The following is a 25,227-nucleotide window of genomic DNA, read 5'->3' as shown; positions in this document are numbered from 1 at the left end:
GGCGAAGAATCATGGAAACCAATATCGTTGAAGTAGAAAACTTTGTTCAGCAGTCAGAAGAGAGGCGGGGTAGCGTCTTTACGCAGGAGGTGAAACGCTACCTGGAACGCTACCCGAATACGCAATATGTTGATGTTTTACTTACCGATCTGAATGGCTGTTTTCGTGGAAAACGCGTCCTCTTCTCCAGCCTGAAAAAACTGGAGAAAGGATGCTACTTCCCGGCTTCGGTGTTTGCGATGGATATTCTGGGCAATGTGGTAGAAGAAGCAGGGCTAGGTCAAGAAATGGGCGAGCCAGATCGTACCTGTGTCCCTATTCTCGGTTCTTTAACCCCTTCTGCCGCCGATCCTGAGTTTATTGGTCAAATGCTTCTGACCATGGTCGATGAAGATGGCGCTCCCTTTGACGTTGAGCCGAGGAATGTACTCAACCGCCTGTGGCAGCAGCTACGCCAGCGCGGATTGTTCCCGGTCGTAGCGGTAGAGCTGGAGTTCTATTTACTGGATCGCCAGCGCGACGCCGAAGGGTATCTGCAACCGCCCTGCGCGCCCGGCACCGATGACCGCAATACCCAAAGCCAGGTCTACTCTGTCGATAACCTCAACCACTTCGCCGATGTGCTCAATGATATTGATGAACTGGCGCAATTACAGCTGATTCCGGCAGATGGTGCGGTCGCCGAGGCTTCGCCAGGCCAGTTTGAAATCAACCTTTACCATACCGATAACGTACTGGAAGCCTGCGATGATGCATTAGCCCTTAAACGCCTGGTGCGCTTGATGGCGGAAAAGCATAAGATGCACGCCACTTTTATGGCGAAGCCGTATGAAGAACACGCGGGCAGCGGGATGCATATCCATATTAGTATGCAAAATAATCGTGGAGAGAACGTGCTAGCTGACGCGGAAGGCGAAGATTCGCCGCTACTGAAAAAGATGCTCGCCGGGATGATTGACCTGATGCCGTCATCAATGGCGTTGCTGGCACCAAACGTGAACTCGTATCGCCGCTTCCAGCCAGGTATGTATGTACCGACGCAGGCGTCGTGGGGCCATAACAACCGTACCGTCGCCCTGCGTATTCCGTGCGGCGACCGTCATAACCACCGCGTGGAATATCGCGTGGCGGGTGCCGATGCCAACCCATATCTGGTGATGGCAGCGATTTTTGCCGGTATTTTGCATGGCCTTGATAACGAGCTGCCGTTACAGGAAGAAGTCGAAGGCAACGGCCTGGAACAGGAAGGCTTACCCTTCCCGATTCGCCAGAGCGATGCCCTGGGTGAGTTTATCGAGAATGATCACCTGCGCCACTATTTAGGCGAACGTTTCTGTCATGTGTATCACGCCTGTAAAAATGATGAGCTGTTGCAGTTTGAGCGCCTTATCACAGAAACAGAAATTGAGTGGATGTTGAAAAACGCGTAATACCCCTTGCGGGGTTGTTTCATCGGCCTGAGCGGAGCCAGGCCTGACATTTGCTGGTAATCCAGACATTTCCCGGATGTCGCGTTATGGAGCGCAGGCGGCAACGGGCTTCCGTTAACGATTAAGACTGTGACGAGGAAATGAGATGATGCCGATGATTAAATCCCCGCATGGCGAGGGAGGCTGCGTATGCGCCCCTCCTGCGACTGACTGGACTCCGCCCCCTTTGCTTCCCTTGCTAAACAGGTTTGATTTCAGGTCGACACGACCGCAAACCTTATTACGCAGGGGAGGCAGCAATTATGGCTATTAATTCACCACTGAATATTGCTGCGCAACCCGGCAAAACCCGTCTGCGAAAATCACTGAAATTGTGGCAGGTGGTGATGATGGGTCTGGCCTATCTCACGCCGATGACCGTATTTGATACTTTTGGTATTGTATCTGGCATTAGCGACGGTCACGTTCCGGCGTCCTATTTGCTGGCGCTGGCGGGTGTGCTGTTTACCGCTATCAGCTACGGCAAACTGGTTCGCCAGTTTCCGGAGGCCGGTTCGGCCTATACCTACGCGCAAAAGTCGATTAACCCGCACGTCGGCTTTATGGTCGGCTGGTCATCGCTGCTGGATTATCTCTTTTTGCCGATGATCAACGTTTTGTTGGCGAAAATCTATCTCTCCGCCCTCTTCCCGGAAGTGCCGCCGTGGGTGTGGGTCGTGACCTTCGTCGCCATTTTAACCGCCGCGAATCTGAAGAGCGTTAACCTGGTCGCTAACTTCAATACCCTGTTTGTACTGGTGCAGATCTCCATCATGGTGGTGTTCATCTTCCTGGTGGTTCAGGGGCTACATAAAGGGGAAGGTGTCGGCACCGTCTGGTCGCTACAGCCGTTTATCAGTGAGAACGCGCATCTGATTCCGATTATTACCGGGGCGACGATCGTGTGCTTCTCGTTTCTTGGTTTTGATGCGGTGACCACGCTTTCAGAAGAGACGCCGGACGCCGCGCGCGTGATCCCGAAAGCCATCTTCCTGACGGCGGTTTACGGTGGCGTTATATTTATTGCCGCGTCGTTCTTTATGCAACTGTTCTTCCCGGATATCAGCCGCTTTAAAGACCCGGATGCCGCGCTGCCGGAGATTGCACTGTACGTCGGCGGCAAGCTGTTCCAGTCGATTTTCCTCTGCACCACGTTTGTGAACACATTAGCGTCTGGCCTGGCTTCACATGCCAGCGTGTCGCGTCTGCTGTATGTGATGGGGCGTGACAATGTGTTTCCAGAGCGCGTGTTTGGCTATGTGCACCCGAAATGGCGCACCCCGGCGCTGAACGTCATTATGGTCGGGATTGTCGCGTTGTCGGCGCTGTTCTTTGATTTAGTCACCGCTACAGCATTGATTAACTTCGGCGCGTTGGTGGCATTTACCTTCGTCAATTTGTCGGTGTTTAATCATTTCTGGCGGCGTAAAGGAATGAATAAAAGCTGGAAGGATCACTTTCACTATTTGCTGATGCCGCTGGTTGGCGCGCTGACGGTAGGCGTGTTGTGGGTTAACCTGGAGTCAACTTCACTGACGCTCGGTCTGGTTTGGGCCTCGTTAGGTGGCGCATATTTGTGGTATCTGATCCGCCGCTATCGCAAAGTGCCGTTGTATGAAGGTGACAGAACACCAGTGAGCGAGACGTAATGTGTTGGATGCGCTGCGTATTGCCCTGCCTGTTGGCAATACGCAGCGCCATTATCCATAAAAAGATGTATGACCCGGATCACGAGTGCTATCATCCGCCCCTGTGCTTAACGCATTAACCCCAGGGCAAATAATGAACCACGATATCCCACTAAAATATTTTGATATTGCCGATGAGTACGCGACCGAATGCGCAGAACCTGTCGCAGAAGCTGAACGCACGCCACTGGCTCACTACTTCCAGTTACTGCTCACCCGTTTGATGAATAATGAAGAGATCAGCGAAGAAGCTCAGCATGACATGGCCGCTGAAGCGGGGATCAATCCCGCACGCATTGATGAGATCGCAGAGTTTTTGAATCAATGGGGTAATGAGTAATCCTTTATTAAGGCCAGTTCGAGCTGGCTTCTTACGAGCAAGTCAAACGGCACCTCGCTAAGTAGTTCTGTGAGTTATAGTTATAAGAAATCACGGGTACGAATGTTGAACAGATGGCGACGCCACATGTGCAACAACCAACCATACTGCCCTCATTGCGACCCCTGAACACAAACGGTAATGGCAAATGTCATTAAATATTAGTAAGATAGCCTCTTTACATAAAATCCCTTAATATTATGCGCCAGGTATTATCGTCTCTTTTGGTGATTGCTGGACTTGTGAGTGGTCAGGCAATCGCCGCGCCTGAACCCACCCCGCACGCTGATATCCGCGACAGCGGTTTTGTCTATTGCGTCAGCGGACAGGTCAACACCTTTAACCCATCCAAAGCGAGCAGTGGGTTAATTGTCGATACCCTTGCCGCCCAGTTTTATGATCGACTACTGGATGTCGATCCTTATACTTATCGTCTGATGCCGGAACTTGCCGAAAGCTGGGAAGTGCTCGACAACGGCGCGACCTATCGCTTCCACCTGCGTCGCGATGTCCCGTTTCAAAAAACCGACTGGTTTACGCCTACTCGCAAAATGAATGCCGACGATGTGGTGTTTACCTTCCAGCGAATTTTTGACCGTAACAACCCGTGGCATAACGTCAACGGGAGCAACTTTCCCTATTTCGACAGCCTGCAATTTGCTGATAACGTGAAAAGCGTCCGCAAGCTGGATAATCATACCGTTGAGTTCCGTCTGGCCCAGCCGGATGCTTCTTTTTTATGGCATCTGGCGACCCATTATGCGTCAGTAATGTCTGCCGAATATGCGCAGAAATTAGAGAAAGAAGATCGTCAGGAACAACTCGACCGCCAACCCGTAGGCACCGGGCCGTATAAACTGTCGGAAAATCGCACGGGGCAATATATTCGCCTGCAACGTCATGATGAGTTCTGGCGAGGCAAACCGTTGATGCCGCAGGTGGTGGTGGATTTAGGCTCTGGTGGCACCGGACGTCTGTCGAAACTATTGACCGGTGAATGTGATGTTCTGGCCTGGCCTGCTGCCAGCCAGCTATCCATTTTGCGCGACGACCCGCGTTTGCGTTTAACGCTGCGTCCGGGGATGAACGTCGCCTATCTGGCATTTAACACCGCCAAACCGCCGCTAAATAATCCGGCTGTCCGTCATGCGCTGGCACTGGCGATTAATAACCAGCGCCTGATGCAATCTATCTATTACGGTACGGCTGAAACGGCGGCCTCTATTTTACCGCGCGCCTCGTGGGCTTATGACAACGAGGCTAAAATTACCGAATACAATCCGGCGAAATCACGCGAACAGTTAAAGGCATTGGGGCTGGAAAACTTAACGCTGAAACTGTGGGTGCCAACACGTTCGCAGGCGTGGAACCCCAGTCCGCTGAAAACTGCCGAACTGATTCAGGCGGATATGGCACAGGTCGGCGTGAAAGTGGTGATTGTGCCGGTAGAAGGTCGTTTTCAGGAGGCGCGGTTGATGGATATGAGCCATGATCTGACGTTATCCGGTTGGGCGACGGACAGTAACGACCCGGACAGTTTCTTCCGTCCGCTACTGAGCTGCGCGGCAATTCATTCGCAGACCAACCTCGCCCACTGGTGCGACCCGAAATTCGACAACGTGTTGCGTAAGGCGCTCTCTTCGCAGCAACTGGCGGCGCGTATTGAAGCCTATGACGAAGCGCAAAGTATTCTGGCGCAGGAGTTACCCATTCTGCCGCTGGCCTCATCATTACGCTTGCAGGCCTATCGGTACGATATCAAAGGGCTGGTTCTTAGCCCATTTGGTAATGCCTCCTTCGCTGGTGTATACCGCGAAAAGCAAGAGGTGAAAAAACCATGATTATCTTCACCTTACGCCGCGTTTTATTATTGATCGTGACCCTGTTCCTGCTGACTTTTGTTGGCTTCAGTTTGAGCTATTTCACGCCACATGCGCCGTTACAAGGCGCTTCACTGGGGAATGCCTGGGTATTCTGGTTTAATGGCCTGATTCACTGGGATTTTGGCGTTTCCAGCATTAACGGACAGCCGATAGCCGAACAGTTAAAAGAGGTTTTTCCGGCAACGATTGAGCTATGCATCCTCGCTTTCGGCTTTGCGTTGATTGTCGGCATCCCGGTGGGCATGATTGCCGGGATTACGCGCCATAAGTGGCAAGATAACTTGATCAATGCCATCGCGTTGCTGGGCTTTTCAATCCCGGTTTTCTGGCTGGCGCTTCTGCTGACGCTGTTTTGTTCGCTGACGCTGGGCTGGCTGCCCGTTTCAGGGCGATTCGATTTGCTGTATGAAGTGAAACCTGTTACCGGCTTTGCGTTGATTGATGCCTGGCTTTCGGACTCTCCGTGGCGGGATGAAATGATCATGAGCGCAATACGCCATATGGTATTGCCGGTCATCACCCTGTCGGTTGCGCCAACAACTGAAGTGATCCGATTGATGCGTATCAGCACTATCGAAGTGTATGACCAGAACTATGTGAAAGCGGCGGCGACCCGTGGTTTGTCACGCTTTACTATTTTGCGTCGCCATGTGCTGCATAACGCGCTACCCCCCGTCATCCCTCGTTTGGGCTTGCAATTTTCCACCATGCTGACGCTGGCGATGATCACCGAAATGGTCTTTAGCTGGCCTGGTTTGGGGCGCTGGTTAATTAACGCCATTCGCCAACAAGATTACGCAGCGATTTCCGCCGGTGTGATGGTGTGTGGCTCTCTGGTCATTATTATTAACGTGATTTCTGATATTTTGGGTGCTATGGCTAACCCTCTGAAACATAAGGAATGGTATGCCTTACGATAGCGTATACAGCGAGAAGCGCCCACCGGGCACGCTGCGTACCGCCTGGCGCAAATTCTATGGTGATGCCGCTGCAATGGTCGGCCTGTACGGCTGCGCGGGGCTGGCTGTGCTGTGTATTTTTGGCGGCTGGTTTGCGCCTTACGGCATTGACCAGCAATTTCTCGGTTATCAATTGTTGCCACCGTCATGGTCTCGCTATGGCGAAGTCTCTTTCTTCCTGGGGACTGACGACCTCGGACGCGACGTTTTAAGCCGTTTATTGAGCGGCGCTGCGCCTACCGTTGGCGGCGCATTTGTGGTGACACTTGCTGCTACCATCTGTGGTCTGGTGCTCGGCACCTTCGCCGGTGCGACGCATGGTCTACGGTCAGCGGTGCTTAATCATATTCTGGATACCTTACTGGCGATCCCGTCCCTGCTGCTGGCAATTATCGTTGTGGCATTTGCCGGGCCGAGTTTGTCGCACGCGATGTTTGCCGTCTGGCTGGCGCTGCTGCCGCGTATGGTGCGTTCGGTCTACAGCATGGTGCATGATGAACTGGAAAAAGAGTACGTTATCGCTGCTCGCCTGGATGGGGCAACGACGCTGAATATTCTCTGGTTTGCCGTACTGCCAAACATCACCGCTGGACTGGTCACTGAGATCACCCGCGCACTGTCAATGGCAATTCTTGATATTGCCGCGCTGGGCTTTCTTGATCTCGGCGCGCAACTCCCCTCTCCTGAATGGGGAGCGATGCTCGGCGATGCACTGGAACTGATTTATGTCGCCCCGTGGACCGTCATGCTTCCTGGGGCGGCAATTATGATCAGCGTGTTGTTGGTTAACCTCCTTGGTGATGGTGTGCGTCGTGCAATTATTGCGGGGGTGGAATAATGCCGTTACTGGATATTCGTAACCTGACCATTGAATTTAAAACCGGTGATGAGTGGGTTAAAGCCGTTGACCGCGTGAGTATGACCTTAACCGAAGGCGAAATCCGGGGCCTTGTTGGTGAATCCGGCTCCGGCAAAAGTTTGATTGCGAAAGCGATTTGTGGCGTCAATAAAGATAACTGGCGTGTTACCGCTGACCGTATGCGTTTTGATGACATCGATCTGCTGCGTCTTTCCGCGCGCGAACGGCGCAAGCTGGTTGGGCACAACGTGTCGATGATTTTTCAGGAACCACAATCGTGTCTCGACCCTTCTGAACGAGTGGGGCGTCAGTTAATGCAAAACATCCCAGCCTGGACCTATAAAGGCCGTTGGTGGCAGCGTTTTGGCTGGCGCAAACGCCGCGCCATTGAGCTGCTGCACCGCGTGGGGATTAAAGATCACAAAGATGCGATGCGCAGCTTTCCATATGAGTTGACCGAAGGTGAATGCCAGAAAGTGATGATTGCCATCGCGCTGGCGAATCAACCACGTCTGCTAATAGCTGACGAACCTACAAACTCAATGGAGCCAACAACACAGGCGCAAATCTTTCGCCTGCTGACGCGTCTCAACCAAAACAGCAATACTACTATTTTGCTTATCAGCCATGACTTACAAATGCTTAGCCAATGGGCGGATAAAATCAACGTGCTTTATTGTGGTCAGACAGTGGAAACCGCGCCAAGTAAGGAGCTGGTGACAATGCCGCATCATCCTTACACCCAGGCGCTGATCCGCGCGATACCGGATTTCGGCAGCGCGATGCCGCATAAAAGTCGCCTCAATACGCTGCCTGGTGCAATCCCGCTTCTGGAACAATTACCCATTGGTTGTCGTCTGGGGCCACGTTGCCCATATGCACAACGAGAATGTATAGTGACGCCGCGCCTGACGGGCGCGAAAAATCATCTCTATGCCTGTCATTTCCCGCTGAATATGGAGAAAGAGTGAGATGATCGAAACGCTGCTCGAAGTGCGTAATTTAAGCAAAACGTTCCGCTACCGAACTGGCTGGTTTCGTCGTCAGACCGTAGAAGCCGTAAAACCCTTGAGCTTTACGCTACGTGAACGCCAGACTCTGGCGATTATTGGTGAAAACGGCTCCGGTAAATCGACGCTGGCGAAAATGCTGGCAGGAATGATTGAGCCAACCAGCGGCGAGTTATTGATTGACGATCATCCGCTGCATTTTGGCGATTACTCCTTCCGCAGCCAGCGGATTCGCATGATTTTTCAGGATCCATCGACCTCGTTGAATCCGCGTCAGCGTATCTCGCAGATCCTTGATTTTCCTCTGCGTTTGAACACCGATCTGGAACCTGAACAGCGCCGCAAACAGATTATTGAAACAATGCGTATGGTCGGGCTGCTACCGGATCACGTCAGTTACTATCCGCATATGCTGGCACCAGGGCAAAAACAACGTCTGGGTCTGGCGCGCGCGCTGATATTGCGCCCAAAAGTTATTATCGCGGATGAAGCTCTCGCCTCGCTGGATATGTCGATGCGTTCGCAGTTGATTAATCTGATGCTGGAGCTACAAGAGAAACAGGGCATTTCTTATATTTATGTTACCCAACATATCGGGATGATGAAGCATATCAGCGACCAGGTTCTGGTCATGCATCAGGGTGAAGTGGTCGAGCGCGGTAGTACGGCTGACGTGCTGGCATCGCCGCTACATGAACTCACCAAACGGCTCATTTCCGGGCACTTTGGCGAAGCGTTGACGGCGGATGCGTGGCGCAAAGATCGTTGATTTTCTGAACCCGCCTTCCAGATAATTCACCTCATTCTGACAAGGGATTAAATCTTGTCAGAATGAGTGGATGGATAAAATAAAATCAAATGCGCGTTATTTAAGACGCAATCTCACCCCGCAGGAACGAAAGCTCTGGCGATATCTTCGCAGCCGACGTTTTGGTGATTTCAAATTTCGCCGTCAACATCCGGTGGGGAGCTACATTCTCGATTTTGCCTGCTGCTCGGCGCGTGTAGTAGTTGAGCTGGATGGTGGGCAGCATGATTCGACAGTTGCCTATGATACCAGGCGCACACGCTGGCTTGAGTCACAGGGCTGGACCGTGCTGCGTTTCTGGAATAACGAGATTGATTGTAATGAGGAGGCAGTGCTGGAGATTATTCTGCAGGAACTGAGTCGCCTGTCACCCTCACCCCAGCCCTCTCCCTGAAAGGGCGAGGGAGCCGACTGAGTAGGGTAGTTGCTGTGGTGAAAACATGGAGTCGGATGGTGAAGAATATTCGGCAAGGACTGAATCGCCGGTCACCCTCTCCCCAGCCCTCTCCCTGAAAGGGCGAGGAAGCCGACCGAGCCGGGTGGCTGTTGTGGTGAAAATATAGAGGCGGATGAGAAAAAATATTCGGCCAGGACTGAACTGCCGGTCACCCTCTCCCTGAAAGGACTAGGGGGCTGTATGTGCCTGTTTGTTGCTGGGGTGACAATATTTGCACAATACGATCCCCTCGCCCCTCTGGGGAGAGGGTTAGGGTGAGGGGAAAAGCCCCCACCCTGCCCGCGCCCTGCTCCGGTCGGACCTGGCAACTATAGCCACCCACAGCCAGGTTGATTATAATAACCGTTTATCTGTTCGTACTGTTTATTTAAACGACGAATCGCCTGATTTTCAGGCACAACAAGCATCAACAATAAGGATTAAAGCTATGGGTTTTCTTTCCGGTAAGCGCATTCTGGTAACCGGTGTTGCCAGCAAACTGTCCATCGCCTACGGTATCGCTCAGGCGATGCACCGCGAAGGAGCTGAACTGGCATTCACCTACCAGAACGACAAACTGAAAGGCCGCGTAGAAGAATTTGCCGCTCAATTAGGTTCTGACATCGTTCTGCAGTGCGATGTTGCCGAAGATGCCAGCATCGACACCATGTTCGCTGAACTGGGTAAAGTCTGGCCGAAATTTGACGGCTTCGTACACTCTATTGGTTTTGCACCTGGCGATCAGCTGGATGGTGACTATGTTAACGCCGTTACCCGTGAAGGCTTCAAAATTGCCCACGACATCAGCTCTTACAGCTTCGTTGCAATGGCAAAAGCTTGCCGTTCCATGCTGAATCCGGGTTCTGCCCTGCTGACCCTCTCCTACCTGGGCGCCGAACGCGCTATCCCGAACTACAACGTTATGGGTCTGGCAAAAGCGTCTCTGGAAGCGAACGTACGCTATATGGCTAACGCGATGGGTCCGGAAGGTGTGCGTGTTAACGCCATCTCTGCGGGTCCGATCCGTACTCTGGCGGCTTCCGGCATCAAAGACTTCCGTAAAATGCTGGCTCACTGCGAAGCGGTTACACCGATTCGTCGTACCGTTACCATTGAAGATGTAGGTAACTCTGCAGCGTTCCTGTGCTCCGACCTCTCCGCTGGTATCTCCGGTGAAGTCGTTCACGTTGATGGCGGTTTCAGCATCGCTGCCATGAACGAACTGGAACTGAAATAATCGTTCTGTTGGTAAAGATGGGCGGCGTTCTGCCGCCCGATTTCTCTGTTATACCTTTCTGATATTTGTTATCGCCGATCCGTCTTTCTCCCCTCCCAGCCTTGCGTCAGGATAACGATTTCCTTTACGACCAAGGAGTACCCATGGAACAACGCCACATTACCGGCAAAAGCCACTGGTATCATGAAACGCAATCCAGTACTTCGGAGTATGACGTTTTGCCACTGGTTCCGGGAGCCGCAAAGGTAACCGATCCTTTTCTGCTCGACGTGATCCTTGATGAAGAAACACTTGATCCCTTTCATTCGTGGCTGATCCCGGCGCGTGCTCTTGCTGTAGAGTTCTTCCCCGACCAGCTTGCAGTGACACGCTTACAAACATTCACCGCCTATGAACGCCTGACGACCGCCCTGACGGTTGCCCAGGTCTGCGGCGTCCAGCGGTTATGCAACCACTATTCCGCGCGTCTGACACCGCTTCCCGGGCCAGACTCCTCCAGGGAAAGCAATCATCGGCTGGCGCAAATCACGCAATATGCCCGTCAACTGGCTGGTTCTCCATCTATTATCGACGGTCAGTCCCGCCAGCATCTTAACGATGTCGGGCTTACCGCCTGGGACTGTGTAATTATCAATCAAATCATCGGCTTTGTTGGTTTTCAGGCGCGAGCGATCGCCACATTTCAGGCTTATCTTGAGCACCCGATACGCTGGCTACCCGGTCTGGAAGTGCAAAGCTACGCAGACGGTTCACTTTTTGCTGAAGCATCAACTGGCTGGCGTGCCTGCTACGAAGTGGATAAATATCCGCAAGAGCAAGAGATGAATGCTCTCCGACAGCTACCATCCGAACTCCGCCAACTGATAGCAATATTGAATCTGCACCCTGCCTCACTTTCACTCTTTGTGACGTTGCTATCCAGTTCCTTGGTAACAACAAAATCCAGCCATCAACTTGCTGCCTTACTCAGTGCACGAATTAACGGGAGCGTTGCCTGTTTCACCTCTTTAATTCATTCAAATGTTGAATATAAAGAAGCAATATGCATTCTGCTTCAGGGCGAAAACGAAATAAACCAATGGGCTGACCGTCATTCTGTTGAGCGCGCTACCGTTCAGGCGATACAATGGCTGACACGAGCACCCGATCGCTTTAGCGCCGCCCAGTTTAGCCCATTACTCGAACATGAAATATCATCAGCTCAGGTTATCAATCTGCTGGTATGGAGCGGGTTTTGTGGTTGGATAAATCGCTTAAAAATCGCGTTGGGTGAAACACATTAACCTTGCTGCGTCAGGCAGAATCGCGTAAAACTGTCAGCCGCTCTAATGGCCACCAAAATAGACAATTATGTTTCAGGACAACCCGCTGCTAGCGCAGCTTAAACAGCAACTGCATTCCCAGACGCCCCGCGCTGAAGGGGTGGTAAAAGCCACTGAAAAAGGCTTTGGCTTCCTGGAAGTCGACGCACAGAAAAGTTATTTCATTCCGCCGCCGCAGATGAAAAAAGTCATGCATGGCGACCGAATTATCGCGGTGATCCACAGTGAAAAAGAACGTGAATCCGCAGAGCCAGAAGAACTGGTTGAACCGTTTCTGACTCGTTTTGTGGGGAAAGTTCAGGGCAAAAATGACCGTCTGGCCATCGTTCCTGATCATCCACTCTTAAAAGACGCCATTCCTTGTCGCGCGGCTCGTGGCCTGACCCATGAGTTTAAAGAAGGCGACTGGGCGGTTGCCGAAATGCGCCGCCATCCGTTGAAAGGCGATCGCTCATTCTATGCGGAACTGACACAATACATCACTTTTGGTGACGACCATTTCGTGCCGTGGTGGGTAACCCTGGCACGCCATAATCTGGAAAAAGAAGCGCCAGACGGTGTCGCTACCGAAATGCTCGATGAAGGTCTGGTACGTGAAGATCTGACTGCACTGGACTTTGTCACCATTGACAGCGCCAGCACGGAAGATATGGATGATGCCCTCTTCGCCAGGGCGCTGCCGGATGACAAACTACAGTTGATTGTGGCGATTGCCGACCCAACCGCGTGGATCGCAGAAGGCAGCAAGCTGGACAAAGCCGCGAAAATTCGTGCGTTCACCAACTATCTGCCAGGTTTCAATATCCCAATGCTGCCACGGGAACTTTCCGACAATCTCTGCTCCCTGCGTGCCAATGAAGTGCGTCCGGTGCTGGCATGTCGGATGACGCTATCCGCTGACGGCACCATTGAAGACGACATCGAATTTTTTGCTGCCACCATCGAATCCAAAGCGAAACTGGTTTATGACCAGGTTTCCGATTGGCTGGAAAACACCGGTGACTGGCAGCCAGAAAGTGATGCGATTGCGGAACAAATCCGCCTGTTAGCGCAAATTTGCCAGCGTCGCGGCGAATGGCGTAATAACCATGCGTTGGTGTTTAAAGATCGCCCGGATTACCGTTTTATTCTGGGTGAAAAAGGTGAAGTGTTGGATATCGTCGCTGAACCGCGTCGTATTGCCAACCGTATCGTCGAAGAAGCGATGATCGCCGCCAACATATGTGCGGCTCGCGTGCTGCGCGATAAGCTCGGTTTCGGTATCTATAACGTGCATATGGGCTTTGATCCGGCAAATGCCGACGCGCTGGCAGCATTACTGAAAACGCACGGTCTACATGTTGACGCCGAAGAAGTGCTCACACTGGACGGCTTCTGCAAACTGCGCCGTGAGCTGGATGCGCAACCGACAGGTTTCCTTGACAGCCGCATTCGCCGTTTTCAGTCTTTTGCAGAAATCAGCACCGAACCTGGCCCTCACTTTGGTCTCGGTCTGGAAGCGTATGCCACCTGGACTTCACCGATTCGTAAGTATGGCGACATGATCAACCATCGTCTGCTGAAAGCGATCATCAAAGGCGAAACAGCGACGCGTCCACAGGATGAGATCACCGTCCAAATGGCAGAGCGTCGCCGCCTCAACCGAATGGCAGAACGTGATGTCGGCGACTGGTTATACGCACGTTTCCTGAAAGATAAAGCCGGAACCGATACCCGTTTTGCGGCGGAAATCGTCGATATCAGCCGTGGCGGTATGCGTGTGCGGCTGGTCGATAACGGCGCAATCGCCTTTATCCCTGCACCATTCTTACACGCCGTGCGCGATGAACTGGTTTGCAGTCAGGAAAACGGCACCGTACAAATTAAAGGTGAAACGGTTTACAAGGTAACCGACGTTATCGACGTCACCATCGCAGAAGTACGCATGGAAACCCGTAGTATTATTGCGCGCCCGGTCGCGTAATCCCCTTTCACGGCCCGTTCATTACGGATGGGCCGTTTGCTTTTCCCCCTCCCTTCGCCTTCGTTTTATCTCAGCAGATTTTTTTTAATGACTTCCGTTTGAAAACTGGCGTTTTCCCAAAACTGGATTACAAATAAATATATAAATAAAACAATACGTTTAGCCGACATTAATTTCATGTAAGTCATGTTGAACCTTTCATTTAATGGTGAGCTTCGCCGTTAACCGTAGGGTATGCATCATGAAAACCGTTAGGGAGTCCACAACGTTGTACAACTTTCTCGGCTCGCACAACCCATACTGGCGGTTGTCGGAAAACAGTGATGTTTTGCGCTTTTCCACCACTGAAACAACAGAACCTGAACGTACTCTACAGTTATCTGCTGAACAGGCTGCTCGTATCCGGGAAATGACGGTCATCACCTCCAGCCTGATGATGAGCCTGACAGTCGATGAGAGCGACCTTTCTGTCCATCTGGTGGGACGAAAAATCAATAAGCGCGAATGGGGTGGCAACGCGTCGGCATGGCATGACACACCAGCGGTTGCTCGTGATTTATCACACGGACTTTCCTTTGCTGAACAGGTGGTTTCTGAAGCACATTCCGCAATAGTGATTCTGGATAGCCGAGGGAATATCCAGCGTTTTAATCGGTTATGCGAAGAATACACAGGGCTGAAAGAACACGATGTCATTGGGCAAAGTGTGTTTAAATTATTTATGAGTCGCCGTGAAGCCGCGATCTCCCGGCGTAACAACAGCAGTTTTTTTCGTAGTGGCAACGCCTATGAAGTCGAGCGTTGGGTACAGACGCGCAAAGGTCAGCGACTGTTTCTGTTTCGCAACAAATTTGTCCACAGCGGTAGCGGCAAAAATGAGATCTATTTAATTTGTTCCGGCACCGATATCACCGAAGAACGTCACGCCCAGGAACGATTGCGAATCCTGGCTAACACTGACAGCATCACCGGGCTACCGAATCGTAACGCAATGCAGGAATTAATCGACTACGCCATTAATGAGGCCGACGAGGGTAAAGTCGGAGTGGTTTATCTCGATTTAGACAATTTTAAAAAAGTGAACGATGCCTACGGGCATTTGTTTGGCGACCAGCTGTTACGCGAGGTTTCACTGGCTATTTTAAGCTGTCTTGAGCAGGATCAGGTGTTAGCACGTCTTGGCGGCGATGAATTTCTGGTACTCGCACCAAACACCTCGCAAAGTGCCCTGGAAGCAATGGCATCGCGGATTTTGACCCGCCTGCGCCAACCCTTTCGCATCGGTTTAATCGAAGTTTATACCGGCTGTTCAATTGGTATTTCACTTTCACCGCAACATGGCTCAGACAGCGCGGCGATTATTCGCCATGCCGATACGGCAATGTACAGTGCCAAAGAAGGCGGACGAGGACAATTTTGCGTCTTTTCGCCGGAAATGAATCAACGGGTATTCGAATATCTGTGGTTGGATACCAACCTGCGTAAAGCTCTGGAAAACGATCAGTTAGTTATTCACTACCAGCCGAAAATCACCTGGCGGGGTGAAGTACGCAGTCTGGAAGCCCTGGTACGCTGGCAGTCTCCCGAACGTGGCTTAATTCCCCCTCTGGACTTTATTTCCTATGCCGAAGAGTCCGGTCTGATTGTGCCTCTAGGCCGTTGGGTTATTCTCGACGTCGTGCGCCAGGTAGCAAAATGGAGAGATAAAGGCATTAATCTTCGGGTTGCGGTGAATGTCTCAGCACGCCAACTTGCCGATCAAACCATTTTCACTGACCTGAAACAGGTACTCCAGGAACTTAAATTTGAGTATTGCCCTATTGATGTCGAGCTGACTGAAAGCTGTCTGATTGAAAACGATCAGTTGGCGCTTTCCGTTATTCAGCAATTCAGTCAATTAGGCGCACAGGTTCATCTGGATGATTTCGGCACGGGTTACTCTTCTCTTTCCCAACTGGCACGATTCCCCATCGATGCTATAAAACTCGACCAGGTTTTTGTCCGTGATATTCACAAACAGCCAGTCTCGCAGTCGCTGGTACGTGCGATCGTCGCCGTGGCTCAGGCGCTCAATCTTCAAGTGATTGCCGAAGGTGTAGAGAGTGCAAAAGAAGATGCCTTTTTGACCAAAAATGGCATCAATGAGAGACAAGGATTTTTGTTTGCTAAACCGATGCCTGCCGTGGCTTTTGAACGCTGGTATAAACGTTATCTAAAGCGCGCATAAAGAGACGAATATATAAATGTAACAGTATATAATTCCATTACATATCGTATTAATGAATGATAATTAGCCTTTGCCGTTAAACACTTCTCTTTTAGCGGCAATTTTTGCATTATTCATTTTCACTTTTTTGCCTTGAGGATACCCTGATGTCTGAATTTGATGCCCAACGCGTTGCCGAACGTATTGATATTGTGTTAGATATCCTTGTGGCGGGCGATTACCACTCTGCGATCCATAATCTCGAGATACTTAAAGCAGAACTGTTGCGCCAGGTTGCTGCATCTACGCCAGACATCCCGAAGGCACCGTGGGAGATTTAACAATCGTGCTTTCAGGTTTCCCTATTTAAGGATGCCCGGCGCGTCAGCATTTTTTATTTAGTATTATAACGTTATAAGAATTACAGCGATGAATTCCCGACAACAAACTATTCTACAGATGGTCATTGAGCAGGGTCAGGTTAGTGTAACCGATCTGGCAAAAGCCACTGGAGTTTCCGAAGTTACCATTCGCCAGGATCTCAACACCCTCGAAAAACTTAGCTATCTACGCCGTGCACATGGCTTTGCTGTTTCGCTTGATAGTGATGACGTCGAAACCCGTATGATGAGTAATTATACGCTGAAGCGTGAACTCGCCGAGTTTGCCGCCTCACTGGTTCAACCGGGTGAAACCATCTTTATCGAGAATGGTAGCAGTAATGCCCTTCTGGCTCGCACATTAGGTGAGCAGAAGAAAAATGTCACCATCATTACGGTCAGCAGCTATATAGCGCATTTACTGAAAGACGCGCCTTGTGAAGTCATTTTACTTGGCGGCGTGTACCAGAAAAAAAGCGAAAGTATGGTTGGCCCACTGACACGTCAGTGCATCCAACAGGTGCATTTCAGTAAGGCATTTATTGGTATCGATGGCTGGCAACCTGAAACTGGATTTACAGGTCGCGACATGATGCGTACCGATGTGGTCAATGCCGTGTTGGAAAAAGAATGCGAAGTCATAGTCCTGACTGACAGTTCTAAGTTTGGTGCCATACACTCTTACTCCATCGGTCCTGTGGAGAGAATCAAGCGTGTTATAACCGATTCGAAGATTCGCGCCAGCGATACGATGCATTTAGAACACAGTAAATTAATCGTTCACGTCGTTGACATGTAATCATTTTCCTTCCCTACGGATGATTTACCCTGACGCAAATCATCCGCTCTAAGATGATTCCTGGTTGATAATTAAGACTATTTACCTGTTATTAACATCCTAAAGTTATAAACTTATTATCAGCGATATAACAGGAAGTCACTATCACCTGCGTGATATAACCCTGCGCGCGAGAGGATTTCACGGAATTATTTTAACGGATGTATTCTGAACTATTATAGTTATAGAGAGCTTACTTCCGTGAATCATAAATTCAGGAGAGAGTATTATGTTTGTAACGAGCAAAAAAATGACCGCTGCTGTTCTGGCAATTACACTGGCAATGTCTCTAAGCGCCTGTTCTAATTGGTCTAAACGAGATCGCAACACCGCAATCGGTGCGGGCGCAGGGGCTTTAGGTGGTGCAGTACTGACTGATGGCAGCACGTTGGGTACATTAGGTGGTGCAGCAGTTGGTGGTATTATCGGTCACCAGGTCGGTAAATAATCGTAAATAAATGTCGATAAGCGACTCGCAATTATAATACGCTTGACTCTGTTCATTACGAAATAACTGAATAGTACACACAGTAAAATAAACGAAAGCCACGGAATATTTCCGTGGCTTTTTTTGTTACCCGCCCGCGAGTTTTACTTTCATTCCTTTCGCTTCAAGGAGTGATTTTAATAAATCACGCTTATCTCCCTGGATTTCGATAATTCCGTCTTTTACTGCTCCGCCGCAGCCACATTTTTTCTTCAGCTCCGCCGCCAGTTTTGTCAGTTCTGCATCATCGAGATCGACTCCAGTGATCAGGCAAACGCCCTTTCCTTTACGTCCACTGGTTTGACGTTGAATGCGCACCACGCCGTCGCCTTTAGGGCGTACAGGGGCCGCTTTTGGCTCATCAATACGTCCGGTTTCCGTTGAGTAAACCAGACGGCTGTTGGAATCACTCATCATGCACTCCGTTGTAATGAGGCGTTGATCGCTTTCAGCGTTTGCGCTGGATCTGCCGATTGCGTTACCGGGCGACCAATCACCATATAATCAACTCCAGCCGCCAACGCCTGTTCTGGCGTCATAATGCGGCGCTGGTCACCAGCGTCACTCCCCTGCGGACGAATGCCCGGCGTAACCAGTTTGAACTCCTGACCGAATACCTGTTTAAAACGCACAGCTTCCTGAGCAGAACACACCACACCATCAAGGCCACATTTTTGCGTCAATGCCGCCAGACGTTCTGCATAATCCGCTGGTGACAGTGTCACGCCAAGATCGGCCAGGTCGCTGGCTTCCATGCTGGTCAATACAGTCACAGCAATTAATAGCGGTGCATCTTTACCAAACGGAACCAGCGCCTCACGTGCTGCGGTCATCATACGTGCCCCACCTGAGGCATGAACGTTCACCATCCACACGCCTAAGTCAGCCGCTGCTGCCACAGCGTGCGCTACGGTGTTGGGAATGTCGTGAAATTTCAGATCGAGGAAAATATCAAAACCGCGATGTTGCAATTCATGCACAAACTGCGGCCCAAACAGCGTAAACATCTCTTTGCCGACTTTCAGACGACAATCACGTGGGTCGATCTTGTCGACAAATGCCAGCGCGGCGTCACGATTATGGTAATCAAGGGCAACAACGACAGGAGAATTCGTAACAGCGCGGGAAGAAGATGAAGCAGTTAACGTCATGACCAGACCTTCTTGATGATGGGCACCGGAAGTGGCGCGAAACAGGTAAACGGCGAGCATTCTACCCGTGGAAATAAAAAATTAACAGTTGCGATTTCTCCCCTGTCAGGCTTTTCTACGCTGGAGTTGCCGAAGCAAAATGTGAGAGCAACAATAAGGATGTTGTAACTAAATCTGGATTTTTTTTAGAAGTTACAGTCCATCAAGGCCGCGAATGGGTTTAATGGTTGACCAGGCCCGACATGACGGACAATGCCAGTAGAGCGTATATGCGGTAAAACCACACTTCTGACAACGATAACGCGGCTTACTACGCACCTTCTCACCAACCATGTCACGCAGCACCATCAGGCTCTCTTTAGCGCGCCCTTCTTCTGCTTCATTCAGGTGGTAATCCATTAACTTGTGGAACACGCGCATGGTCGGGTGACGTTGTAGTTGGCGCGTAATATAGACCTGAGCGGCATCACTGCCCTCGCGCGCTTCGATGATGTCTGCAAGCATCAACTCAGCATCGGCACCGGTATTCTCTTCCACCGCGCGCTGCAGGAACTCTGCCCATTCGGCAGTTTTACCCAGTTGCTGATAGCAGGTTTGCAGCATTTCCAGCGTTTCGCTGACCAGTTCTCTGTCCTGGGAAATGACGCGTTGCAGGCTTTCGACCGCTTTGGCGTATTCTCCTTTCGCCATAAACACACGTCCCATCATGATGGATACGCGGGCGCTGTTTTTATCTGCCGCCGCCCCTTTTCTCAACAAGGTCATAGCGCGATCAAGATCGTCGCTGGCCATATGCTGGAGCGCCAGTTCACAGTAGAAATGGGCAATCTCGACGCGTTGCTTATCTTTGCCCAGCTTCACTAGGCGTTCTGCGACATCAATTGCTTTCTGCCATTCACTGGTAGACTGATAGATTTGTAACAGCTGTTGCAATGCGCCAACACGGAAGTCAGTTTCATCGGTCAGTTGATTAAACATATCTTCCGCGCGATCGTATAAACCCGCCGCCATGTAATCACGCCCCAGTTGTTGAATTGCCAGCAAGCGTTGCTCATAAGTCAACGAGGCACTTTCCATTAAGGTTTGATGAATACGAATCGCGCGATCGACTTCGCCACGCGAACGGAACAGATTTCCGAGCGTAAGATGGGCTTCAACGGTGCCGGTGTCCTCTTTGAGCATATCGAGGAACAGATCAACCGCTTTATCCTGTTGATTACTAAGCAGGAAGTTAACCCCTGCTACGTAATCGCGTGACAGGCGGTTGGCTTCATCTTGCTTGTTTTGTTGCGCACTTCTGCGGCCCATATACCAGCCATAGGCAGCGGCTACAGGCAAGAGCAGAAACAACAACTCCAGCATAGAAAGTTATTCCTTCGCCACTGACGAATCAGGCGCTACCGTCACGCCAGTCGCAGGTGAAAGCTGGTTTTCCAGTCGCTTTATTTTACGTTCAGCGCGCGCCAGAGAAACACGAACTCGCAGCCAGAACAGGCCACAAATCAACCAACCGATAGCAAAACCCGCAGCAAACAATACCGCCAGCAAAGTAGAGATACGATACTCCCCTTGCGCTAACAGATAATTAAATGTTACCTGTTGATCATTCTGCGCACCTAATGTGACGGAAATCACAAAAATCGCTAACACCAGTAAGAAAATGAGTAAATATTTCACATTACTTCCCGTTATGTGGTTAGAGCGAATAAATTATGGTCAACTTACCGCAATAGCCCTTTAAATTACCATTTTCACGACGTCTGCGAAATGGTAGCCACAATCATTGTTGATGATTTGAGGGTTAAATTCAGAAATTCAACCAGTATTAACTTTCTTGTTCTCGTTGCGCTATCTCACGATTTTCTTCCGGTGGTGGTGTTAATGGCCCACAAATACGTTGTGCAAGCCAGGTTGCTACCGCGACCAGCGCCCACGAAATCAACGTAGCCACCACCAGGTCGCGCGGCCAATGCATCCCAAGCAACAGGCGACTTCCCATGACTCCCGTTGCCCAAACCAGCAAGAGTGCAATGGTTACGGTTCGCCGACGCGGCCATAACAGCCCAATGGCCAGCAGAGCCCAACTGGCAGCAAACATTGTGTGACCAGAAGGAAAGGCAAAACCGGTCTCTTTCTGCCAATGAGTTCGCAAATATTGCGGGATATTTTTCTCTTCAGCCAACTGTTCTTTCACTAAATTTCCGCGCTCTGCACGCTTTAAAGTGTAGAACTCATCAACCGGAATATGATGTGTTTTTTCCAGCCAGATAACAAACGGGCGCGGTTCCTGAACTTTGTCTTTAATCCAGGATTTTACCGCTTGTCCGACCAGGATCGCCGTAGCCAGTATGGCAAACAACATAATTGCCGCTTTGATCCGAAAACGCAGGCACCAAAGGAACCAGCCGAATAAAATCAGATGCGTAATAACGCCCCAGGGCTGAGTGACAGTTTCAGTGACCCAAAAAGCCGCCTTTAACACCCCATTCTGCTCTCCTGGTTGCCAACGCCAGCCAGAAATCCATACCGCTACAGGCATGATAAGTAATAGTGCAGCTCCAACTGCGGTACGTCTGGCAATCGAACGCATGGTCTCTCCTTTCTTATAAGTCTCACAATCATAACTGAAAATGCCCTGACCTGGAAAAATTGACAGATTTGTGCCATTCAGTGAACGATCGACGCGTCGTGATTAGGTGAACGCCTTCGCGTTATGGCAAAATAAGCCAATACAGAACCAGCATTATCTGGAGAATTTCATGCAGCTTAAACGTGTGGCAGAAGCCAAACTGCCAACCCCATGGGGCGATTTCCTGATGGTGGGATTTGAAGAACTGGCAACCGGACACGATCATGTCGCGCTAGTCTATGGCGATATTTCCGGGCATACCCCGGTACTTGCGCGCGTCCATTCCGAATGTCTGACCGGTGACGCCCTGTTCAGCTTGCGCTGCGATTGTGGCTTCCAGCTGGAAGCGGCGCTGACGCAAATCGCCGAAGAAGGCCGTGGTATTTTGCTGTATCACCGCCAGGAAGGTCGTAACATTGGTCTGCTGAATAAAATTCGCGCTTACGCATTGCAGGATCAAGGTTACGACACCGTAGAGGCTAACCACCAGTTAGGCTTCGCTGCAGATGAGCGCGACTTCACTCTTTGCGCTGATATGTTCAAACTCCTTGGTGTCAATGAAGTCCGTTTGTTAACCAACAACCCGAAAAAAGTCGAAATTCTGACCGAAGCCGGGATTAATATTGTTGAACGCGTGCCGTTGATTGTTGGTCGTAACCCCAATAACGAACATTATCTCGATACCAAAGCCGAGAAAATGGGGCATTTGCTGAACAAATAACCCACTTACGTTGTAAAGTTAATTTGCTTGCCGGTTATCTGACTTCCGGCAAGCAAATACTCGTTACTTCAACATATTACGAATAACGTAATGCAAAATACCGTCGTTCTGGTAATAGGTTAATTCCGTCGCGGTGTCGATACGACAACGGCACGGCACAACTTCCTGGCTACCATCAGCACGCGTCAGCGTCACCGGAACCGTCGCGCCCGGTTGTAGATTTTGCAGATCGACAATATCAATCTTCTCTTCCCCGGTCAGCCCTAATGTTTTACGCGTCACGCCTTGCGGAAATTCCAGCGGCAGAATGCCCATGCCAATTAAATTCGAGCGGTGAATTCGTTCAAACGATTCGGCAATCACGACACGAATACCAAGCAGACGCGGACCTTTTGCCGCCCAGTCACGGCTGGAGCCAGAACCATATTCTTTACCGGCAATCACCGCCAGGGGCGTTTTCTCCTGCTTATAGCGCATCGCTGCATCATAAATAGAAACGACATCGCTGGCAGGTAAATGCCGCGTCATTCCACCTTCAACACCGGGCACCATTTCGTTACGAATGCGAATATTGGCAAATGTGCCGCGCATCATCACCTCATGGTTACCGCGCCGCGAACCGTAGGAGTTAAAGTCTTTCCGCTCAACACCTCGACCTTGTAGATATCGACCCGCCGGACTGTCGGGCTTAATACTGCCCGCCGGAGAGATATGGTCAGTGGTGACTGAATCCCCCAGCATTGCGAGGATCCGCGCACCGTGAATATCTTCCACAGGTGCTGGTGTTGCCTGCATTTCATCAAAGAACGGCGATAAGCGAATATAGGTCGAATCATCCTGCCAACCGTAGGTATCGGATCGCGCAACGTTAATTTCTTTCCACTCAGCTGTCCCTTCGAAAACTTCTGCGTACTCTTTACGGAACATCTCTGTAGAGACCTGTTCTACTGCGCGGGCAATTTCTTGTGCCGATGGCCAGATATCTTTCAGATATACCGGGTCGCCTTTACGATCGTGGCCGATAGGCTCTGAAGCCAGGTTGATATTCATATTTCCCGCTAGCGCATAGGCAACCACCAACGGCGGCGACGCCAGCCAGTTCGTTTTAACCAGCGGATGAATACGACCTTCAAAGTTACGGTTGCCGGACAGCACCGCACCGACGGTTAAATCGCCTTTTTTGATTGCAGTTTCGATAGGATCGGGCAACGGACCAGAGTTACCAATACAGGTGGTACAGCCATATCCCACAAGGTTGAAGCCAAGTTCATCGAGATACGGAGTCAGTTTGGCTTTTGCCAGATAATCAGAAACTACTTTCGAACCCGGTGCCAGCGACGCTTTGACCCACGGTTGCCGCTTCAGGCCCAGAGTTACGGCTTTTTTAGCCAGCAAGCCTGCGGCCATCAGTACACTTGGATTAGAGGTGTTGGTACATGACGTGATGGCAGCAATAACCACTGCGCCATCAGGCAACTGATACTGATGTCCGTTCATAACATAATCGACCGGTTGGCGATCTTTATGCGTGGCATTCACTTCCAGCTCGTTACTGGCGGCAAAAGCTTTTGGTACATCGGGCAGTGCAACGCGATCCTGTGGGCGTTTTGGCCCCGCCAGACTCGCTTCAACGTCATTCATATCCAGTTCTAACGTACTGGTAAAAATCGGTTCATCGCCCGGGTTACGCCACATGCCCTGCGCTTTAGCATATTTTTCGACCAGCTCGACCTGATCTTCACTGCGCCCGCTTAAACGCATGTAATCGAGGGTGACCGCATCGATTGGGAAGAAGCCGCAGGTCGCGCCATATTCTGGCGACATATTGGCAATGGTGGCGCGATCTGCCAGCGGCAGCGAATCCAGCCCATCGCCGTAAAATTCGACGAATTTCCCCACCACGCCATGTTTACGCAGCATCTGAGTGACGGTAAGAACCAGGTCTGTGGCGGTGATACCTTCACGTAATTTTCCGCTGAGTTTAAAGCCCACTACATCCGGGATAAGCATGGAAACCGGCTGACCTAACATTGCGGCTTCCGCTTCGATCCCGCCAACGCCCCACCCCAGCACGCCAAGACCGTTGATCATCGTAGTGTGTGAGTCGGTGCCGACGAGCGTATCCGGATAAGCAATCCATTCACTATCCTGCAATTCGCTCCACACTGCTTTGCCGAGATATTCGAGGTTAACCTGATGGCAAATCCCTGTACCTGGCGGCACAACGCTAAAACGGCTGAAGGCCTGCTGTCCCCATTTCAGGAATACATAACGTTCGTGGTTTCGCTCCATTTCCAGACGCACGTTTTCCTCGAATGCCTCATCATCGCCAAAACGATCGACGGTCACCGAATGGTCAATGACCAGATCAACCGGTGAGAGTGGATTCACTTTCGCGGTATCGCCGCCGAGACGTTTTACCGCTTCTCGCATCGCCGCAAGATCCACGACAGCGGGCACGCCGGTAAAGTCCTGCATTAACACTCTTGCCGGGCGGTAGGCAATTTCACGGTCAGCATGGGCATTTTTCAACCAGCCCGCCAGCGCGTGGATATCCTCTTCGATAACCGAGTTACCATCCTGCCAGCGGAGCAGGTTTTCGAGCAGAACTTTGAGTGACTTAGGCAGACGGGTGATATCGCCCAGTGATTTAGCAGCAAGTGGCAGGCTGTAGTAATGGTAAGTTTTATCTTTGGCCTGCAACGTGTCCTTACTGGCTTCTCGTAGGGTTGACGACATAGCTCCTCCTTAATAACAGGGTTGCGATGCCCTGATTCTCTTCAGGGTGAATATTAAAGATAA

General features: G+C 50.8%; 25 protein-coding genes. 18 read left to right on the top strand and 7 right to left on the bottom strand.

Annotated elements, in window-relative coordinates; genetic code table 11:
* Window positions 1–11: 11 nt before the first annotated feature.
* The 13 genes from puuA (at window position 12) to FC814_RS10055 (ending at window position 14,013) form a co-directional block, all read left to right on the top strand.
* A complete protein-coding gene (gene puuA, locus FC814_RS10115; RefSeq protein WP_137325885.1) occupies window positions 12–1,430 on the top strand; it encodes a glutamate-putrescine ligase in 1,419 nt (472 codons plus the stop codon).
* 148 nt (window positions 1,431–1,578) lie between these two features.
* Window positions 1,579–1,743, top strand: coding sequence for a protein YmjE (locus FC814_RS10110; RefSeq protein ID WP_120795382.1), 165 nt, complete (start codon window positions 1,579–1,581; stop codon window positions 1,741–1,743).
* Window positions 1,733–3,118, top strand: a complete 1,386-nt coding sequence (gene puuP / locus FC814_RS10105) for a putrescine/proton symporter PuuP (protein WP_000996858.1) — start codon at window positions 1,733–1,735, stop codon at window positions 3,116–3,118. Before FC814_RS10110 ends, puuP begins: the two co-directional genes overlap by 11 nt.
* Before the next feature lie 133 nt (window positions 3,119–3,251).
* Entirely contained in the window at window positions 3,252–3,497 is a 246-nt protein-coding gene (locus FC814_RS10100; RefSeq protein WP_001015108.1) for a YmjA family protein, read from the top strand.
* A 239-nt stretch (window positions 3,498–3,736) separates the two neighbouring features.
* On the top strand, window positions 3,737–5,377 hold the full coding sequence (sapA, locus tag FC814_RS10095) for an ABC transporter substrate-binding protein SapA (protein WP_001250190.1): 1,641 nt from the start codon (window positions 3,737–3,739) through the stop codon (window positions 5,375–5,377).
* The gene (gene sapB / locus FC814_RS10090; protein WP_000583301.1) at window positions 5,374–6,339 is read left to right on the top strand and encodes a putrescine export ABC transporter permease SapB; all 966 of its coding nucleotides are present in this window, start codon (window positions 5,374–5,376) and stop codon (window positions 6,337–6,339) included. The genes sapA and sapB overlap by 4 nt, the downstream gene beginning before the upstream one ends.
* Window positions 6,326–7,216, top strand: a complete 891-nt coding sequence (gene sapC / locus FC814_RS10085; RefSeq protein WP_001146145.1) for a peptide ABC transporter permease SapC — start codon at window positions 6,326–6,328, stop codon at window positions 7,214–7,216. The genes sapB and sapC overlap by 14 nt, the downstream gene beginning before the upstream one ends.
* Window positions 7,216–8,208, top strand: coding sequence for a peptide ABC transporter ATP-binding protein SapD (sapD, locus tag FC814_RS10080; protein WP_001128858.1), 993 nt, complete (start codon window positions 7,216–7,218; stop codon window positions 8,206–8,208). The genes sapC and sapD overlap by 1 nt, the downstream gene beginning before the upstream one ends.
* Window position 8,209: 1 nt before the next feature.
* On the top strand, window positions 8,210–9,016 hold the full coding sequence (gene sapF / locus FC814_RS10075; RefSeq protein ID WP_000573415.1) for a peptide ABC transporter ATP-binding protein SapF: 807 nt from the start codon (window positions 8,210–8,212) through the stop codon (window positions 9,014–9,016).
* A 70-nt stretch (window positions 9,017–9,086) separates the two neighbouring features.
* A complete protein-coding gene (locus FC814_RS10070) occupies window positions 9,087–9,449 on the top strand; it encodes a DUF559 domain-containing protein (RefSeq protein WP_000357908.1) in 363 nt (120 codons plus the stop codon).
* A gap of 490 nt (window positions 9,450–9,939) precedes the next feature.
* The gene (gene fabI, locus FC814_RS10065) at window positions 9,940–10,728 is read left to right on the top strand and encodes an enoyl-ACP reductase FabI (RefSeq protein WP_000506490.1); all 789 of its coding nucleotides are present in this window, start codon (window positions 9,940–9,942) and stop codon (window positions 10,726–10,728) included.
* A 143-nt stretch (window positions 10,729–10,871) separates the two neighbouring features.
* A complete protein-coding gene (locus FC814_RS10060) occupies window positions 10,872–12,011 on the top strand; it encodes a CMD domain-containing protein (RefSeq protein ID WP_137325884.1) in 1,140 nt (379 codons plus the stop codon).
* A gap of 67 nt (window positions 12,012–12,078) precedes the next feature.
* Complete coding sequence (locus FC814_RS10055) at window positions 12,079–14,013, top strand: exoribonuclease II (RefSeq protein WP_137325883.1); 1,935 nt, start codon at window positions 12,079–12,081, stop codon at window positions 14,011–14,013.
* A 65-nt stretch (window positions 14,014–14,078) separates the two neighbouring features.
* On the opposite strand, the gene FC814_RS10050 is transcribed toward FC814_RS10055, so the two are convergent.
* Complete coding sequence (locus FC814_RS10050; protein ID WP_000221851.1) at window positions 14,079–14,201, bottom strand: hypothetical protein; 123 nt, start codon at window positions 14,199–14,201, stop codon at window positions 14,079–14,081.
* Between the two features lie 53 nt (window positions 14,202–14,254).
* Here FC814_RS10050 and pdeR point away from each other — a divergent pair, with 53 nt between their 5' ends.
* The 4 genes from pdeR to osmB all read left to right on the top strand — a co-directional run bounded on the left by pdeR (window position 14,255) and on the right by osmB (window position 17,885).
* Window positions 14,255–16,240 (top strand): cyclic di-GMP phosphodiesterase, encoded by a 1,986-nt coding sequence (gene pdeR, locus FC814_RS10045; protein WP_000859925.1) that lies wholly within the window; start codon window positions 14,255–14,257, stop codon window positions 16,238–16,240.
* Between the two features lie 146 nt (window positions 16,241–16,386).
* Window positions 16,387–16,560 carry a protein YciZ gene (yciZ, locus tag FC814_RS10040; protein ID WP_001288366.1) on the top strand — a complete coding sequence of 58 codons (174 nt, stop codon included), beginning with the start codon at window positions 16,387–16,389 and terminating at the stop codon, window positions 16,558–16,560.
* 88 nt (window positions 16,561–16,648) lie between these two features.
* Entirely contained in the window at window positions 16,649–17,398 is a 750-nt protein-coding gene (locus FC814_RS10035; protein ID WP_001088636.1) for a DNA-binding transcriptional regulator YciT, read from the top strand.
* A gap of 268 nt (window positions 17,399–17,666) precedes the next feature.
* Entirely contained in the window at window positions 17,667–17,885 is a 219-nt protein-coding gene (osmB, locus tag FC814_RS10030) for an osmotically-inducible lipoprotein OsmB (RefSeq protein WP_000498252.1), read from the top strand.
* A gap of 126 nt (window positions 17,886–18,011) precedes the next feature.
* Here osmB and yciH read toward each other — a convergent pair whose 3' ends face one another.
* The 5 genes from yciH to pgpB form a co-directional block, all read right to left on the bottom strand.
* A complete protein-coding gene (gene yciH / locus FC814_RS10025) occupies window positions 18,012–18,338 on the bottom strand; it encodes a stress response translation initiation inhibitor YciH (RefSeq protein ID WP_001353236.1) in 327 nt (108 codons plus the stop codon).
* Window positions 18,338–19,075, bottom strand: a complete 738-nt coding sequence (gene pyrF, locus FC814_RS10020; protein ID WP_000176261.1) for an orotidine-5'-phosphate decarboxylase — start codon at window positions 19,073–19,075, stop codon at window positions 18,338–18,340. The genes yciH and pyrF overlap by 1 nt, the downstream gene beginning before the upstream one ends.
* A 192-nt stretch (window positions 19,076–19,267) precedes the next feature.
* Window positions 19,268–20,437: a lipopolysaccharide assembly protein LapB gene (gene lapB, locus FC814_RS10015; protein WP_000891366.1), complete on the bottom strand. Its 1,170-nt coding sequence runs from the start codon at window positions 20,435–20,437 to the stop codon at window positions 19,268–19,270.
* A 6-nt stretch (window positions 20,438–20,443) separates the two neighbouring features.
* Window positions 20,444–20,752: a lipopolysaccharide assembly protein LapA gene (gene lapA, locus FC814_RS10010; RefSeq protein ID WP_000876289.1), complete on the bottom strand. Its 309-nt coding sequence runs from the start codon at window positions 20,750–20,752 to the stop codon at window positions 20,444–20,446.
* 148 nt (window positions 20,753–20,900) lie between these two features.
* Window positions 20,901–21,665, bottom strand: coding sequence for a phosphatidylglycerophosphatase B (gene pgpB, locus FC814_RS10005; RefSeq protein ID WP_085460777.1), 765 nt, complete (start codon window positions 21,663–21,665; stop codon window positions 20,901–20,903).
* Window positions 21,666–21,834: 169 nt separating this feature from the next.
* On the opposite strand from pgpB, the gene ribA reads away from it, so the two are divergent.
* Entirely contained in the window at window positions 21,835–22,425 is a 591-nt protein-coding gene (gene ribA, locus FC814_RS10000; RefSeq protein ID WP_001176295.1) for a GTP cyclohydrolase II, read from the top strand.
* Between the two features lie 63 nt (window positions 22,426–22,488).
* On the opposite strand, the gene acnA is transcribed toward ribA, so the two are convergent.
* A complete protein-coding gene (gene acnA, locus FC814_RS09995; RefSeq protein ID WP_137325882.1) occupies window positions 22,489–25,164 on the bottom strand; it encodes an aconitate hydratase AcnA in 2,676 nt (891 codons plus the stop codon).
* Window positions 25,165–25,227: the final 63 nt, after the last annotated feature.

Source organism: Escherichia sp. MR, from assembly GCF_005280595.1.
Lineage (GTDB): Bacteria > Pseudomonadota > Gammaproteobacteria > Enterobacterales > Enterobacteriaceae > Escherichia > Escherichia ruysiae.
This window is presented reverse-complemented; position numbering and strand designations above follow the sequence as displayed.